A 13,655-nucleotide genomic window follows, 5' to 3' on the forward strand; every position below is an offset into this window, starting at 1 on the left:
GGTCGTCGACGTGGGTGAGGCGGTCGCCGGGGGGAGGTGTCGTCACGGGTGGCTCCAGGGGCGCGCGGGTCGAAGTACCGCGCTACCGTACAACTCCCCCGGCGCGCCGGGCGCTCAGGACCCGGTGTCGACGCTCGGCGCGGGGCGGGCCCGCCGGGCGCTCAGGAGTCCAGCAGCACCACGTCCACCGCGCTGCCGGCCGGCAGGTCGGTGACGTCCTCGGGGACGGTGATCAGGCAGTCGGCCCGGGCCAGCGCGCCGACCAGGTGCGACTCCGCGCCGCCGACCGGCTCGACGGTGCCGTCCGCCGCCGAGTAGCGGCCGCGCAGGAACTGCCGGCGACCGGCCGGGGAGCGCAGCGCCACCGGGCAGAGCGCGCGGACGACCGGGCGGTGCACGTCGGCGGCGCCGAGCATGGTGCGGATGACCGGGCGGACGAAGAGCTCGAACGAGATGTAGGCGCTCACCGGGTTGCCGGGCAGTGCCAGCAGCGGGACCCCGTCCGCGCCGCCGATCCGGCCGAAGCCCTGCGGCTTGCCCGGCTGCATCCGCAGGCTGCGGAAGTCGACTCCGCCGCGGGCCTGCAGGACCTCCTTGACCACGTCGTACGCGCCGACGCTGACCCCGCCGCTGGTGACGATCAGGTCGGCCCGGCCGAGCTGCTCGTCCAGGGCGGCGCGCAGCCGGTCGGCGTCGTCCGGGACGGCGCCGACCCGGAAGGCGATGGCCCCGGCCTCCTGGGCCGCGGCGGTGAGGGTGAAGCTGTTGGAGTCGGCGATCTGCCCGGGCCCGACCGGCTCACCGGGCTGGACCAGCTCGCTGCCGGTGGACATCACCACGACCCGCGGGCGCGGGCGGACCTTCACGGTGGCCCGGCCGATCGCGGCGAGCAGGCCGAGCTGGGTGGGGCCGAGCCGGGTGCCGGCCGCCAGGACCTTCGAGCCGGCCGCGACGTCGCTGCCGCGGCGGCGGATGTGCGCGCCCTCGGCGACCGGGCGCAGGACGCGGACCTCCTCGTCCGGGAGCGGCGCGGTCATCGCGGCGGCGGCCACTCCGGTGCCGGTGCCGCCGTCGGTCCACTCGACCGGGGCGACGGCCTGGGCGCCGGGCGGGACGGGGGCGCCGGTCATGATCCGGACGGCCTGGCCGGGGCCGACCTTCGGCAGCTCGCCCGCGCCGGCGGCGACGTCGCCGACCACCGGGAGCACCGACGGGTAGGTGCCGGTGGCGCCCTCGGTGTCGGCGGTGCGGACCGCGTAGCCGTCCATCGAGCTGTTGTCGAAGGGCGGCAGGTCGCCGTCGGCGACCACGTCCTCGTCGAGCCGGCAGCCCTGGGCGTCGAGCAGGCGCAGCTCGATCGCGGGCAGCGGGCCGACGGCTGCCAGGACGTCGGCGAGGTGCTCGTCGACCGTCCAGCGGCGGGGGGCCGCCGGTGCCGGGTCCGTTCCGGCGTCGCAGCAGGCTGCGGCCGTGGTGCTGTGCTCGGTGGACCCGGTCATCGGCGACTCGCTCTCTGTCGTGTCAGTCCTGCATCTCGGAACCGACGAACTCCCGCAGCCAGGAGCGGAACTCCGGGCCCAGGTCATCGCGCTCGGCGGCCAGACGGACGATAGCGCGCAGGTAGTCGGCGCGGTCGCCGGTGTCGTAGCGGCGGCCCTTGAAGAGCACGCCGTGCACCTGGCCGCCGTCGGCCGGCTCACGGGTGGTGAGCTCGCGCAGGGCGTCGGTGAGCTGGATCTCGCCGCCGCGGCCGGGCGGGGTCTCGCGCAGCACGTCGAAGACCAGCGGGTCGAGGACGTAGCGGCCGATGACGGCGTAGTTCGAGGGGGCCTCGCCGGGCTCGGGCTTCTCGACCAGGTCGGTCACCTGGAAGACGTCCTCGCCGAAGCCGTTGGCCTTGACGGCGGCGCAGCCGTAGAGGTGGATCTGCGAGGGGTCGACCTCCATGAGGGCGACGACCGAGCCGCCGAGCTCCTGCTGGACCTCGATCATCCGGGAGAGCAGCGGGTCGCGCGGGTCGATCAGGTCGTCGCCCAGCAGGACGGCGAAGGGCTGGCCGGCGACGTGCTGCTCGGCGACCGAGACGGCGTGGCCGAGGCCCTTGGGGTCGCCCTGGCGGACGTAGTGCATGTTGGCCAGCTCGACGGACTCCCGGACCCGGGCCAGGCGCTGCTGGTCGCCCTTGCGCGCGAGGAGCTCCTCCAGCTCGTAGGCGCGGTCGAAGTGGTCCTCAAGAGCGCGCTTGTTCCGGCCGGTGACCATCAGTATGTCGGACAGGCCCGCGGCGGAGGCCTCCTCGACGACGTACTGGATGGCCGGCTTGTCGACGACGGGCAGCATCTCCTTCGGGGTGGCCTTGGTCGCCGGAAGGAAGCGGGTGCCCAGTCCGGCCGCGGGTACCACGGCCTTGGTTACCGGAACTCGGGAGTTGGTCGTCGTCATGCGTTTACCTTACTCAGGCACGTTTTCGCCCGGCCGAGCGCGGTCGGACGGCTAGGACAGCACGTCGCGGGGCACGGCCACAGTGGCTGGCGTATGGGAAGGGACCGGCTGGGCGAGGGGGTCCCCTCCGGCACAGGGCGACAGACTACCCGGCTTTTCCGAACGGTCACGTTCGGCAGTCGGACCGTATTCCGTACCGGAAGTGACCGTTTCGGGAACCCCGGTGGAGGAGCGGTCGACATCGCGTGGCGAGATCCGCCAGCAGTCGCCGCCGGCCGCCCGGGCCTCGGTGAGCGCCGCGTCGGCGGCGCGCAGCAGGACGGCGGCGTGGGCGCCGTCCTCGGGCAGGACGGCGACGCCGGCGGCGGCGGTGAGGCCGTTGCCGTGCGCCGGGCGGGATTCGCGCGTCCCGGAGGACCAGTCGAGCAGCAGGTGGCGGCGGACCGACCAGACCAGACGCTCGGCGACCTGCGCGGCGCCCTCGGCACCGGTGTCGGGCAGCAGCACCAGGAACTCCTCACCGCTGTAACGGCCCAGGGTGTCGGCCCGGCGGATCTCCATCGCGAGGCGCTGGGCGAGGTCGCGCAGTATCGCGTTGGCCCGGCCGCGGCCGTGCTCGGCGATGACCGCGTCGAAGCCGCTGATCGCCAGCATCAGCACGGCGAGCGGGCGGGGGCCGTCGGTCTGGTCGGCGTGCTCGGCGCGGCGGGCCCGTTCGATCTCCCGGTCCAGGGTGAGCTGCAGGTGCCGGTAGTTCCACACGCCGGTGAGCGGGTCGCAGGACGCGGTGCGCTCCAACTCGGCGCATCGGCCCTCCAGTTCGGCGATCCGCTCGCGCAGCCGCTGCGATCCGGCCGCGGCGCCGGCCCGCTCCCGCCGCACCCGCAGCCCGAGGACGGTGGCGCCGGCCAGCGCGGGGGCGCTCAGCGCGGCCAGGGCCTGGACCAGCAGCGGGGTGGACAATCGGGGCGCCCTTTCGCGTGGCAGGCTCTGCGCGTCGACGGTCTGGAGTCGACGGTCTGGAGACGTGGAGGATCCGGTGCACAACGAGAAGAGCGACCTGAGGACACGGCTGCTGACCCGGCGGCGCGCGCTCTCCGCCGATCAGCGCACGGCGGCGGCGCTCGCGCTGGCCGGGCACGCCGGGGAGCTGGCCGGACCGGGCGCCACGGTGGCCGCGTACGTCTCGGTGGGCGCGGAGCCCGGCACCAGGCCGCTGCTGGACGCGCTGCGGGCGCGCGGGGTGCGGGTGCTGCTGCCGGTGCTGCTGGCCGACAACGACCTGGACTGGGCCGTGTACGCGGGGCCGGAAGACCTGGCCCCGGCCGGGCGCGGGCTGCTGGAGCCGGTCGGGCCGCGGCTCGGGCCGGAGGCGGTGACGGCGGCCTCGGTGGTGCTGCTGCCGGGCCTCGCGGTGGACGGCGGCGGGCTGCGGCTGGGCCGGGGCGGCGGCAGCTACGACCGGGTGCTGGAGCGGCTGGGGCGGGCGGGTGTCCGGCCGGTGCTGGCGGTGCTGCTGTACGAGCACGAGCTGCTGGAGCGGGTGCCCGCCGAGCCGCACGACCGGCCGGTGGACCTGGCGGTCACGCCGTCGGGGGTGCGGCGGCTGGGGTGACCCGGGCGGACGACGACGACGGCCCCGCTCCCTCGGGCGAGGGGGCGGGGCCGCGGGGTTCGTCGTCCAGGACCTTCCGGACTCCGGGTCTTGCGGGCCTTCGGGCTTCCGGATCTTCGGGCTTCCGGGCCTTCGGGCTTCCGGGGCGTCAGCCGGTGGTGAGCACCAGCTTGTGCTTGGTGGCCTTCTCGACCGCGTCCGGGGTGTAGGCCCAGGTGAGCAGCTTGCCCTTGAGCCAGAGGTCGGTCTGGTCGTTGTAGTTGTCGTGGAAGGCGTGGCCGGAGGCGCCGCCGACGTTGACCCAGCGCGAGGAGTCGAGGTCGTTCAGGTCGACCACCATGCGCATCGACGGGATCCAGTCCACCTGGTAGCCGGCCGCCGCGTTCCAGCCGGCCGCGTCGACCGTCGCCGAGCCGCCGGAGAGCCGGTACGGGCCGCGGTTGAGCAGCTTGTGGAGCGCGCCGGAGGCGATCGAGGAGTCGTCGCTGCCGAGGGTCTGCTCCCGCAGCTCCAGCTTGTGCAGGCGGCCCCAGCTCCAGGTGGAGACGTCCTTGCTGAGCAGCGAGGTCAGCTCCTGGCGGGCGTTCTTCATCGCCTCCTTGAGCAGGTTGTCCAGGCCCTTCTGGACGCTGTGCTGGGAGTCGATGTACGTCCACCACGAGCTGTCGGGCTTCTCCAGCTGCTGGCGGACCACCTCGGTCCAGCGGTCGCCGCCGTCCGGCTGGGCCTTGCCCGGGTCGCGGGTGCCGCACTCGGTGACGATCTTGGTGGTGCTGTCCGGCTTGGTGGGGTCGTCCTGCCGGCGGACCAGCAGGCAGTTGTCCTTGGCCCGGAGGTCGGCCGGGAACTTCTGGCCGAAGGCGAGGGTGAGCAGCTGGCGCCAGACGCCGTTGTAGTAGGCGGCGGCGGCCGAGTCGGCGTCCTGGTGGTAGTTCCAGTCCTTCAGCAGGTCCTGGGCCTCGCGCACGTACGGGTCGTCGATCTGCTGCTTGAGCAGCAGCGGGACCAGCGTCTGGGCCATCACGTTGGTGTTGTCCAGCTGCAGGGTCTGCATGTCGTCCGGCGAGATCTTGCCGTTGTTCTTGAGCAGGCCCTCGATCTGGTCGGTGATCTCCTTGGCGCGGGTGCCGTACTCCCAGTCCTTGGTCAGGGTGTACTTGTAACTCGGGTCCACCACGGCCTGGTTGGCGGTGACGATGTAGCCGGAGGAGGGGTTGAGGCTCCACGGCAGCGCGCCGAAGGGGATCGGGTCCTTCCACTGGTACGCGGAGTCCCAGCCCAGCGCGGGGTAACTGCCGTCGCCCTTGCCGCGGACCGGGATGGTGCCCGGGGCCTGGTAGCCGATGTTCTTGGCGTCGGCGTAGATCAGGTTCTGCGCGGGGACGGAGAAGTCCTTCGCTGCGGCGCGGAAGTCGTCCCAGTTCTTCGCCCTGTCCAGCGCGAAGACGGCGTCCATGGTCTTGCCGGGGCTGAGCGCCGTCCACTGCAGGGCCACGCCGTAGCCGCCGGTGCCGCGGTCGGGGGCGGAGGTGCCGTTGGGGGCGTACTTGCCGACGTTCTGCTGCTCGGTGCTCTGGTCGGAGATGAGCGGGGCGCCGGTCTGGGTGGTGCGGACGGTGATGGTGCGGTCCTCCCCGCCGGCGACCTTGATGGTCTCCTTGCGGAGGTCGAACTTCACGTCCTTGCCGTCGACCTGGTAGGTGTCCGGGCCGGTGACCTTCTCCAGGAAGAGGTCGGTCACGTCGGCGCCGAGGTTGGTGAAGCCCCAGGCGATGTCCTTGTTGTGGCCGATCACCACGCCGGGCATGCCCGCGAAGGTGAAGCCGGAGACGTCGAACTGGCAGGCCGGGGAGACCGTCCGGCAGTGCAGGCCCATCTGGTACCAGACCGAGGGCAGGCCGGGGCCGAGGTGCGGGTCGTTGGCCAGCAGCGGCTTGCCGGTGGTGGTGTGGGAGCCGGCGACCACCCAGGAGTTGGAACCGATGCCCTGGCCGGGGCGGCCGAGCAGCTGCGGCATCCCGTCGATCCGGTCGGTGAGGCCCTGCAGCAGCGCCTTGGTGGTGGCCGCGCCCTGGGCGGTGGCGGTGCCGTTGCCGGCGCCCGGCTGCGCGGAACCGTCGGCGGGGCGGTAGGTGTTGTCACCGGCCACCGTGCCGGTCTTCACGATGGTGCCGTTGCGGGCGTACGGGTAGTCCGGGTACAGCTCGGCGATCTTGTCCGGGCCGAAGTCCTGTGCCAGCAGCGAGCGGTCGACCTCCTCCTGGAGGTTCCCGGAGAGGTTCCAGGCCATCGCCTTGAGCCAGGCCACCGAGTCGACCGGGGACCACTGCTCGGGCGTGTAGCCGCTGTTGGCGACGCCGAGCAGGGCGTACTCCAGCGAGGCCTTCGCACCGCCCGGGTGCTCGGCGAGCCAGGCGTTCACGCCGTCCGCGTAGGCCTGCAGGTACTTCTTGGTCTCCGGCGCCAGCTTGGTGTCGTACTCCTTCTGCGCCACCTGGCGCCAGCCCATGGTGCGGATGAAGGCGTCGGTGTCGACCTGGCCGTCGCCGAACATCTCGGAGAGCCGGCCGGCGGTGATGTGCCGTCGGACGTCCATCTCCCAGAAGCGGTCCTGCGCCTGGACGTAGCCCTGGGCGCGGAACACGTCCTCGGGGGTGTCGGCGTACAGCTGCGGGATGCCGTTGGCGTCCCGCTTGACGTCGACCGGCGCGGTCAGGCCCGCCACCTTGACGCTGCCGTCCACCTCCGGGAACGAGGCGCGGACCGCGGAGACCCCGCGGTAGCCGCCGTAGCCGACGCCGGCCACCAGCAGCACGACCAGCACGATCACGAACAGACGGGCGCGCCGGAACTTCTTCGAGCGGGGCATCTGGGTCCTTGCGGTCCTGACTTCGGGGCGGGCGGGCGTGTCCAGGGCCTGCGGCCGTGACAGGGAACCACATTAGGCCGAGTCGGCCGGGCACTGTGAACGGGGGACCAAGCTAAAGATATGGCAAAATGTTAGACTGAGTAACGATCCGCAAGAGGAGCATTGACGCCTTCTTAACGGGTCGGCCCCATCGCACCACCAGACACCCCGTCCGCCCATGCCTGCCCGAGGTGCCCCTGCGTGAACGTCTCCCATCTGAACCAGCTCCTTCTCGAAGCCTCCGTGATCCTCCTCTTCGCGGTGGTCGCCGTCCGGATCTCCACCCGATCAGGGCTGCCCAGCCTGCTGATCTATCTGGGGATCGGAGTGGCGCTGGGCCAGAACGGGATCGGCCTCACCTTCAACAACGCCGAACTCACCCAGGTGATCGGCTACGCGGCGCTCGTGGTGATCCTGGCCGAGGGCGGTCTCAAGACCAGCTGGCGCGAGATCAAGCCGGTGGTGCCGGCGGCCACCGTGCTCGCCACCGTCGGCGTCGGCGTCAGCGTGTTCGCCACCGCGGCCGGCGCGCACTGGCTGGTCGGCCTGGACTGGCGGACCTCGCTGCTGCTCGGCGCCATAGTCTCCTCGACCGACGCGGCGGCCGTCTTCTCGGTGCTGCGGATGGTCCCGCTGCCGCACCGGCTCACCGGTCTGCTGGAGGCCGAGTCCGGCTTCAACGACGCGCCCGTCGTCATCCTGGTCGTCGCCTTCGCCACCACCGGGGAGCTGGACCCCTGGTACGTCATGATCGGCACGATCCTCGCCGAACTCGCGATCGGCGCGGCGATCGGCTTCGCCGTCGGCCGGATCGGCGCGTACGGGATCAAGCACGTCGCGCTGCCCTCCTCGGGCCTCTACCCGATCGCCGTGATGGCGCTCACCGTGCTCGCCTACGCGGGCGGCGCGCTGCTGCACGGCTCCGGCTTCCTCGCGGTCTACATCAGCGCGGTGATCCTCGGGAACTCCAAGCTGCCGCACGGGCCGGCCGTCCGCGGCTTCGCCGACGGGCTGGCGTGGATCGGGCAGATCGGCATGTTCGTGCTGCTCGGCCTGCTCTGCACGCCCGCGACCATGGGCTCCGCGGTGGTGCCCGCGCTGGTCATCGGCGGCGTGCTGGTCTTCCTGGCCCGGCCGCTGTCCGTGGTGGTGTCGCTGACCCCGTTCAGGGTGCCGGCCCGCGAGCAGGCGCTGCTGAGCTGGGCCGGGCTGCGCGGGGCGGTGCCCATCGTGCTGGCCACCATCCCGGTGGTGTCCGGCGCGCACAAGGCCGCGGACGTGTTCAACATCGTCTTCATCCTGGTCGTCGTCTTCACCCTGCTCCAGGGCCCGACCCTGCCCTGGGTGGCCAAGCGGCTGCGGATCGGCGAGGGCGCGATGGGGCAGGACCTCGGCATCGAGTCCGCCCCGCTGGAGAAGTTGCACGGACACCTGCTGTCGGTCGCGCTCTCCCCCACCTCCCGGATGTCCGGCGTGGAGATCGGCGAACTGCGGCTGCCCAAGGGCGCGGCGGTCACCCTGGTCGTGCGCGAGGGCAACTCCTTCGTGCCGGACAAGGCGACGGTGCTGCGCGGCGGGGACGAGCTGCTGGTGGTCACCACGGACGAGGTCGGCGAGGCGGCGGAGCGGCGGCTGCGGGCCGTGGACAAGGGCGGCAAGCTCGCGGGGTGGCTCAACGGGCGGTGACGCCCGGGGGGCGGGCCGGTGGGCTGCGGGCCGGTGGGAGGGAGGCCCGGGGACCTGCGAAAGTGGGGGGACTGGCGGCGTCTACGCGCGTAAATGTATGCTGGTTCGACCACGCCGTATAACTACCGCTAGACCACCCCCAGCATCTGCCTGACGCAGAGTTGGCGCGACCGCTCGGCGGCCGCGGTCCGCCCCCGGCCATCACACCGGGCCGACCCGGTATCTACCCCGGTCGACGCGCGAGAGGACGACTCTCGGCGCCGTCGGGGCCACACCATGCCCTGCCGCGCTACCAGGCAGCAGGAAGGACCGACCGTGACGGCCCGCCGAACGGTCGACACCTCCGCGGACAGCACCGCGGACACCAGCGCAGCCCAGGCCCCCGCCCGCGTCGGGTACGGCGAGCTGCTGCGCACCCCCGGAGCCTGGACCTTCCTGGCCCCCGCCCTCGTCGCGCGACTGCCGTACGCGATGCTCAGCATGGGCATCCTGCTGCTCGTCACCCAGACCCACGGCTCGTACGGCACCGCCGGTACCGTCAGCGCCGTCGCCGCCGTCGCCCAGGCCCTCGTCGGGCCGCAGACCGGGCGGCTGGCCGACCGGTACGGGCAGGCCGCGGTGCTCGTCCCGACCGTCCTGGTGCACGGGGTCTCGGTCGGCGTGCTGATCGCGCTGGCCCTCGGGCACGCGCCGGCCTGGAGCCTGTTCCTGGCCGCCGTCCCGGCCGGTGCGAGCGTGCCGCAGATCGGCGCGATGGTCCGGGCCCGCTGGGTGGGCCGGTTCACCGCCGACGGCCCGTCCGACGCCTCGGCCGCCCGGGTCGGCACCGCGTTCGCCTTCGAGTCCGTGACCGACGAGTTCACCTTCGTGATCGGCCCGATCCTGGCCTCCGGCATCGCCGCCCTCGCCAACCCCGCGACCGCCCTGGTCGCCGAGGCCGCGCTGACCGTCGTCGGCGGCCTGGCCTTCGCCGCCCAGCGGCGCACCGCCCCCGCCCGGATCGTGCCGCGGCCCGGCACCGAGCGGGCCTCGGCGCTCGCCTCCCCCGGTGTCCGGCTGCTGGCCGGGACCTTCCTCGGGGTCGGCGCGGTGTTCGGCGGCATGCAGGTGTCGGTGAACGCCTTCGCCGACTCGGTCGGGCAGCACGACGCGGGCGGCACCGTCTACGGGATCTTCGCCGGCGGCTCGATGCTGGCCGGCGTGCTGTACGGCGTGATCGCCTGGCGGCGGCCCGTCCAGCAGCGGATGCTGCTCAGCTACGCGCTGCTGGTGCTGGGCTGCTCCACGCTGTGGGCGATGCCGAACCTGGTCGCGCTCACCGTCGCCGGGCTGGTCTGCGGTCTGGCCATCGCGCCGACCCTGATCAGCGGCTACACCCTGGTCGAGACGCTGGTCGCGGACGGCGCCAAGACCGAGGCCTTCACCTGGCTGACCGGCGCCATCGGGCTGGGGCTGGCCGTCGGCTCGATGGCGGCGGGGAAGCTGATCGACGGGCACGGGCCCTCGACCGGGTTCCTGGTGCCGGTGATCGGCGCCGGACTGGGGCTGGTCGCGCTGTTCTCGCTGCGGCACCTGCTGACGCCGGGGGCGGGGTCGGGGTCCGCGGCGGATTCGGCCGTGGGTTCGGCTGTGGATACGGCCGCGGGTCCGGACGACGGCTCCGCCGGGCGCGGCGGTGCTGCGCAGCTGGTGGGCGCGGCCAAGGGCTGAGCGGGCGGTGGTTCGCGGCCGGTCCCGGGCCGGGGCGGGGCCGATCTCACACCGGAGTCGCTGGACTGATCCAGCGGAATGCCGCATCATTGACCATCGTTAGCACTCATCAGGCGAGAGTGCCAGGAGGAAGACAAGTGCCCACGTACCAGTACCAGTGCACCGAGTGCGGCAACGGCCTGGAGGCGGTGCAGAAGTTCACCGACGAGGCGCTGACCACGTGCCCCGACTGCCAGGGACGGCTTCGCAAGGTCTTCTCGGCCGTGGGTGTCGTGTTCAAGGGTTCCGGCTTCTACCGGACCGACAGCCGCTCCTCCTCCAGCAGCACGGTCAGCTCCGGATCGTCGTCGACCACGTCGACCACGACGACGCCGGCCCCCGCATCGGGCAGCACGGGCTCTTCGGCCCCGTCCAGCCCGGCTCCGGCCGCGAGCTGACCCCGGCGCCGGGAGGAACCCGGACGCCCAGCAGTCCTCGGAAAGGCCCGTCGGCCCCGCTTCCACGCGGGGACGGCGGGCCCTTCCGCGTCTTTCCGTGTCCGTCCGTGTCCATCCGCGTCTTTCCGCGCTTTCCGTCCGGTCGGGGGCGCATTCGTCACCCCGGACGGGTCGGATTGACTCGTCCGGGTGTACGAAGTTGTCCACAGGGGCGGGTTTGTCCACAGGCTGGGGAAACGGCTTTCCGAAGTCGTCCGGAGCGCGCATCGTGTGGGTCGTCAGCCGGTCCACCGGGGGTCGGCTGCCGGACCTTCCGGAGGTGCGTCGATGACGACCGTGAGCTTCTCCGTCCCGCTGCCCGCCCCTGCCGTACCGCCCCGGCAGGAGGTGCCGAGCTTCCCCCCGATCCGGCGCGGCTGCGGCGGGTGGCACCGCTGGCGCAGTGCGGTCCGCCGACGGGCCGGGGTGCCCGCGCTGGTGCTGCTCGCGGTGGCCGCCGCGCTCGCGCTCGGGCCCGCGCGGGCCGGGGTGCCGCCGCCCGGCGGGGGCGCGCCGGGCCGGACGGGTTGTCAATCCGGGGCTGCCGAAGATCACCCGTGACCCGGGAACGACTCCGTCGTTCGAGGCGGCATGAAGGGCTTCAAGGAATTCCTGCTGCGCGGAAATGTCGTCGACCTCGCCGTCGCCGTGGTCATCGGCGCGGCTTTCACCAACATCATCAACGCCTTCGTCAAGGGCGTGATCAATCCGATCATCGGCGTATTCGGAACGAAGGACCTGGGGTCCTACAGTTCCTGCCTCAAGGGGCCCTGCGAGGTGAGCCCGACCGGTGAGGTCACGTCCGGAATCCTCATCCTGTGGGGATCGGTGCTCAGCGCCGCCCTGCAGTTCCTGATCACCGCAGCCGTCGTCTACTTCGTTCTGATCGTGCCCATGAACAGGTTGGCGGCCCGCCGCAAGTCCCCCGCCGACGTGGCGGCGGAAGCCGAGGCCAAGGAGGTCCAACTGCTGACCGAGATCCGTGACGCGCTGGTCGCGCCGCTGCGCTGACCGGCCTCGCCCCTTTCCCTACTCCCCGTGGTGCGGCGGGCGCTGGCTCAGGTACCAGTCCAGTCCCCGCCCACCGCTCCCACCCGCCCCGCTCCCGGAGCGATCGCCCCAGCCGGCGTCGGTATCGTCCCGGGACTGCTGGTCCAGCGGGTCCCGGAAGACCAACCGGGCCTTGGTCGCGGGCTTCGTCCGCGGCTCCCGGGCCTGGTCCTGCTCCCGGCTCTGGTCGTGGCTCTGGCCCCCGCTCCGCCCCTGCTCCTGGCCGCGCTCCGCCGCCCGTTCCCGTCCCTGCTCGTTCACCCTGTCCACTCCGTCGTTCGTTCGCCTCGTCCTGCCCGCCTCGTCCTGCCCCTCCAGCCTAAGAGCCCGTGGCACGCCCCGGGCCCCGGTGCGGACCGCTCCGCACCGGGGCCCGGATGGGGCTCGGCAGACCTGCCCGGCGGCCGGGTCAGGCGGCTTCGAAGCCCGCGTGGTCGGCGATCTTCTTCAGCTCGGCCAGTGCGTGCTTCTCGATCTGGCGGATCCGCTCGCGGGTGAGGCCGTGCTGCTTGCCCACCTCGGTGAGGGTGCGCTCGCGGCCGTCCTCCATCCCGTAGCGGGAACGGATGATCGAGGCCGTGCGGTCGTCCAACCGCCCGATCAGGTCGTCCAGTTCCTCACGGCGGAGCATGACCATCACGGCGTCCTCGGGGGACGTCGCCCCGGTGTCCTCGACCAGGTCACCGAACTGGGTCTCGCCCTCGTCGTCCACCGACATGTTGAGGCTGACCGGGTCGCGTGCCCAGTCCAGCACGTCCTTGATCCGGGCCTCGGTGGTGTCCAACTCGGCCGCGATCTCGGCCGGCTCGGCCTCGCGACCCAGCTCCTTGGACTTCTCCCGCTGCACCCGCCGGATCCGCCCCAACTCCTCCACCAGGTGCACGGGCAGCCGGATGGTGCGGGACTGGTCGGCGATGGACCGGGTGATCGCCTGCCGGATCCACCACGTCGCGTACGTGGAGAACTTGAAACCCTTGGCGTAGTCGAACTTCTCGACGGCGCGCACCAGACCCGCGTTGCCCTCCTGGATGAGGTCAAGCAGCGGAAGGCCGCTGCGCGGGTACCGGCGGGCGACCGCCACCACGAGTCGGAGGTTGGAACGGATGAAGACGTCCTTGGCTCGCTCGGCGTCGGCGGCTATCGCCTCCAGCTCCTCGCGCGTGATGCCGTCGGGGAGTTCGCCCTCGTCCAGCAGGTGCTGGGCGTACACCCCGGCCTCGATCCGCAGCGAGAGCTCGACCTCCTCGGCGGCATCGAGCAGGGGTGTCCTGGCGATCTCGTCGAGGTACATGCCGACCAGGTCACGGTCGGCCTCAAGGTTGGTCGGGCGGGCCGCGCGAGTCCGGTCGGCCCTGTCGCGAACGACGGCACGGGTGGCCATGCTTGCTCCCTTTGCTGGTGTTGCCGAGGTCTGCCTGCCTGCCCGGAGGGCAAGAAATGCGGGCCCCACGGGGCTCACACGTAACGATCCAACGAACAGATTCCGGACAACATTCCCAAGTCACTCAGATTCTTCCGCGTGATGCAGTATCCTGCCGGTTTTCACCCGGACTTGGACGCTCGGCGATCGCCCGGACACCCCCCGTGTCCACGGGCGACCGCCCCCGGGGCGGCTCCTTCACTCGCCCCTCACGCCCCCGTCACCTACTCGTTGAACCCGCGAACGACCGTGCGCGTTCCCGCACACCCCCGTCCTCCGCCCGCGCCCGCGCCCCGGCGCACGCAGGACCTCCGCACAAACGATGCCGAATCGCTATCGCTCCAGCTC

At 72.4% G+C, this 13,655-nt stretch carries 12 protein-coding genes; 6 read left to right on the plus strand and 6 right to left on the minus strand.

The genetic code is table 11. From position 1 onward, the window contains the following. Window positions 1-161: 161 nt before the first annotated feature. From glp to AB0Q99_RS27585, 3 genes are read right to left on the minus strand one after another with little or no spacing between them, the layout of a single operon-like run. Window positions 162-1,499, minus strand: coding sequence for a gephyrin-like molybdotransferase Glp (gene glp, locus AB0Q99_RS27575; protein WP_363576199.1), 1,338 nt, complete (start codon window positions 1,497-1,499; stop codon window positions 162-164). A 22-nt stretch (window positions 1,500-1,521) separates the two neighbouring features. Then, a complete protein-coding gene (gene galU, locus AB0Q99_RS27580; RefSeq protein WP_363576201.1) occupies window positions 1,522-2,442 on the minus strand; it encodes a UTP--glucose-1-phosphate uridylyltransferase GalU in 921 nt (306 codons plus the stop codon). Window positions 2,443-2,493: 51 nt separating this feature from the next. Then, window positions 2,494-3,405, minus strand: a complete 912-nt coding sequence (locus AB0Q99_RS27585; RefSeq protein WP_363576203.1) for a diguanylate cyclase — start codon at window positions 3,403-3,405, stop codon at window positions 2,494-2,496. 76 nt (window positions 3,406-3,481) lie between these two features. Between AB0Q99_RS27585 and AB0Q99_RS27590 the strand changes: the two genes are divergently transcribed. Continuing rightward, the gene (locus tag AB0Q99_RS27590) at window positions 3,482-4,057 is read left to right on the plus strand and encodes a 5-formyltetrahydrofolate cyclo-ligase (protein WP_363576205.1); all 576 of its coding nucleotides are present in this window, start codon (window positions 3,482-3,484) and stop codon (window positions 4,055-4,057) included. Between the two features lie 148 nt (window positions 4,058-4,205). On the opposite strand, the gene AB0Q99_RS27595 is transcribed toward AB0Q99_RS27590, so the two are convergent. Beyond that, window positions 4,206-6,926 (minus strand): penicillin acylase family protein, encoded by a 2,721-nt coding sequence (locus tag AB0Q99_RS27595; protein ID WP_363576207.1) that lies wholly within the window; start codon window positions 6,924-6,926, stop codon window positions 4,206-4,208. Between the two features lie 240 nt (window positions 6,927-7,166). Between AB0Q99_RS27595 and AB0Q99_RS27600 the strand changes: the two genes are divergently transcribed. From AB0Q99_RS27600 to mscL, 5 genes are all read left to right on the plus strand, one after another. Next, window positions 7,167-8,651: a potassium/proton antiporter gene (locus tag AB0Q99_RS27600; protein WP_363576209.1), complete on the plus strand. Its 1,485-nt coding sequence runs from the start codon at window positions 7,167-7,169 to the stop codon at window positions 8,649-8,651. A 315-nt stretch (window positions 8,652-8,966) separates the two neighbouring features. After that, window positions 8,967-10,361, plus strand: a complete 1,395-nt coding sequence (locus tag AB0Q99_RS27605) for an MFS transporter (protein WP_363576210.1) — start codon at window positions 8,967-8,969, stop codon at window positions 10,359-10,361. Between the two features lie 137 nt (window positions 10,362-10,498). Continuing rightward, window positions 10,499-10,798: an FmdB family zinc ribbon protein gene (locus AB0Q99_RS27610; protein WP_363576211.1), complete on the plus strand. Its 300-nt coding sequence runs from the start codon at window positions 10,499-10,501 to the stop codon at window positions 10,796-10,798. 327 nt (window positions 10,799-11,125) lie between these two features. Continuing rightward, window positions 11,126-11,398, plus strand: a complete 273-nt coding sequence (locus tag AB0Q99_RS27615) for a hypothetical protein (RefSeq protein WP_363576212.1) — start codon at window positions 11,126-11,128, stop codon at window positions 11,396-11,398. A 30-nt stretch (window positions 11,399-11,428) separates the two neighbouring features. Further along, entirely contained in the window at window positions 11,429-11,848 is a 420-nt protein-coding gene (gene mscL, locus AB0Q99_RS27620) for a large conductance mechanosensitive channel protein MscL (protein WP_363576214.1), read from the plus strand. Window positions 11,849-11,866: 18 nt separating this feature from the next. Here the strand turns inward: mscL and AB0Q99_RS27625 are convergent, their stop codons facing one another. After that, entirely contained in the window at window positions 11,867-12,148 is a 282-nt protein-coding gene (locus AB0Q99_RS27625) for a hypothetical protein (protein WP_363576216.1), read from the minus strand. Window positions 12,149-12,296: 148 nt separating this feature from the next. Then, a complete protein-coding gene (locus AB0Q99_RS27630) occupies window positions 12,297-13,268 on the minus strand; it encodes a sigma-70 family RNA polymerase sigma factor (RefSeq protein WP_363576218.1) in 972 nt (323 codons plus the stop codon). Window positions 13,269-13,655: the final 387 nt, after the last annotated feature.

The organism is Kitasatospora sp. NPDC086791 (assembly GCF_040685975.1).
GTDB lineage: Bacteria > Actinomycetota > Actinomycetes > Streptomycetales > Streptomycetaceae > Kitasatospora.

What these genes read in the sequence shown, in the direction of transcription:
- AB0Q99_RS27595 (WP_363576207.1), bottom strand. Translation starts at nt 6,926, where the DNA reads ATGCCCCGCTCGAAGAAGTTCCGGCGCGCCCGTCTGTTCGTGATCGTG.
- AB0Q99_RS27615 (WP_363576212.1), top strand. Translation starts at nt 11,126, where the DNA reads ATGACGACCGTGAGCTTCTCCGTCCCGCTGCCCGCCCCTGCCGTACCG.
- mscL (WP_363576214.1), top strand. Translation starts at nt 11,429, where the DNA reads ATGAAGGGCTTCAAGGAATTCCTGCTGCGCGGAAATGTCGTCGACCTC.
- galU (WP_363576201.1), bottom strand. Translation starts at nt 2,442, where the DNA reads ATGACGACGACCAACTCCCGAGTTCCGGTAACCAAGGCCGTGGTACCC.
- AB0Q99_RS27630 (WP_363576218.1), bottom strand. Translation starts at nt 13,268, where the DNA reads ATGGCCACCCGTGCCGTCGTTCGCGACAGGGCCGACCGGACTCGCGCG.
- glp (WP_363576199.1), bottom strand. Translation starts at nt 1,499, where the DNA reads ATGACCGGGTCCACCGAGCACAGCACCACGGCCGCAGCCTGCTGCGAC.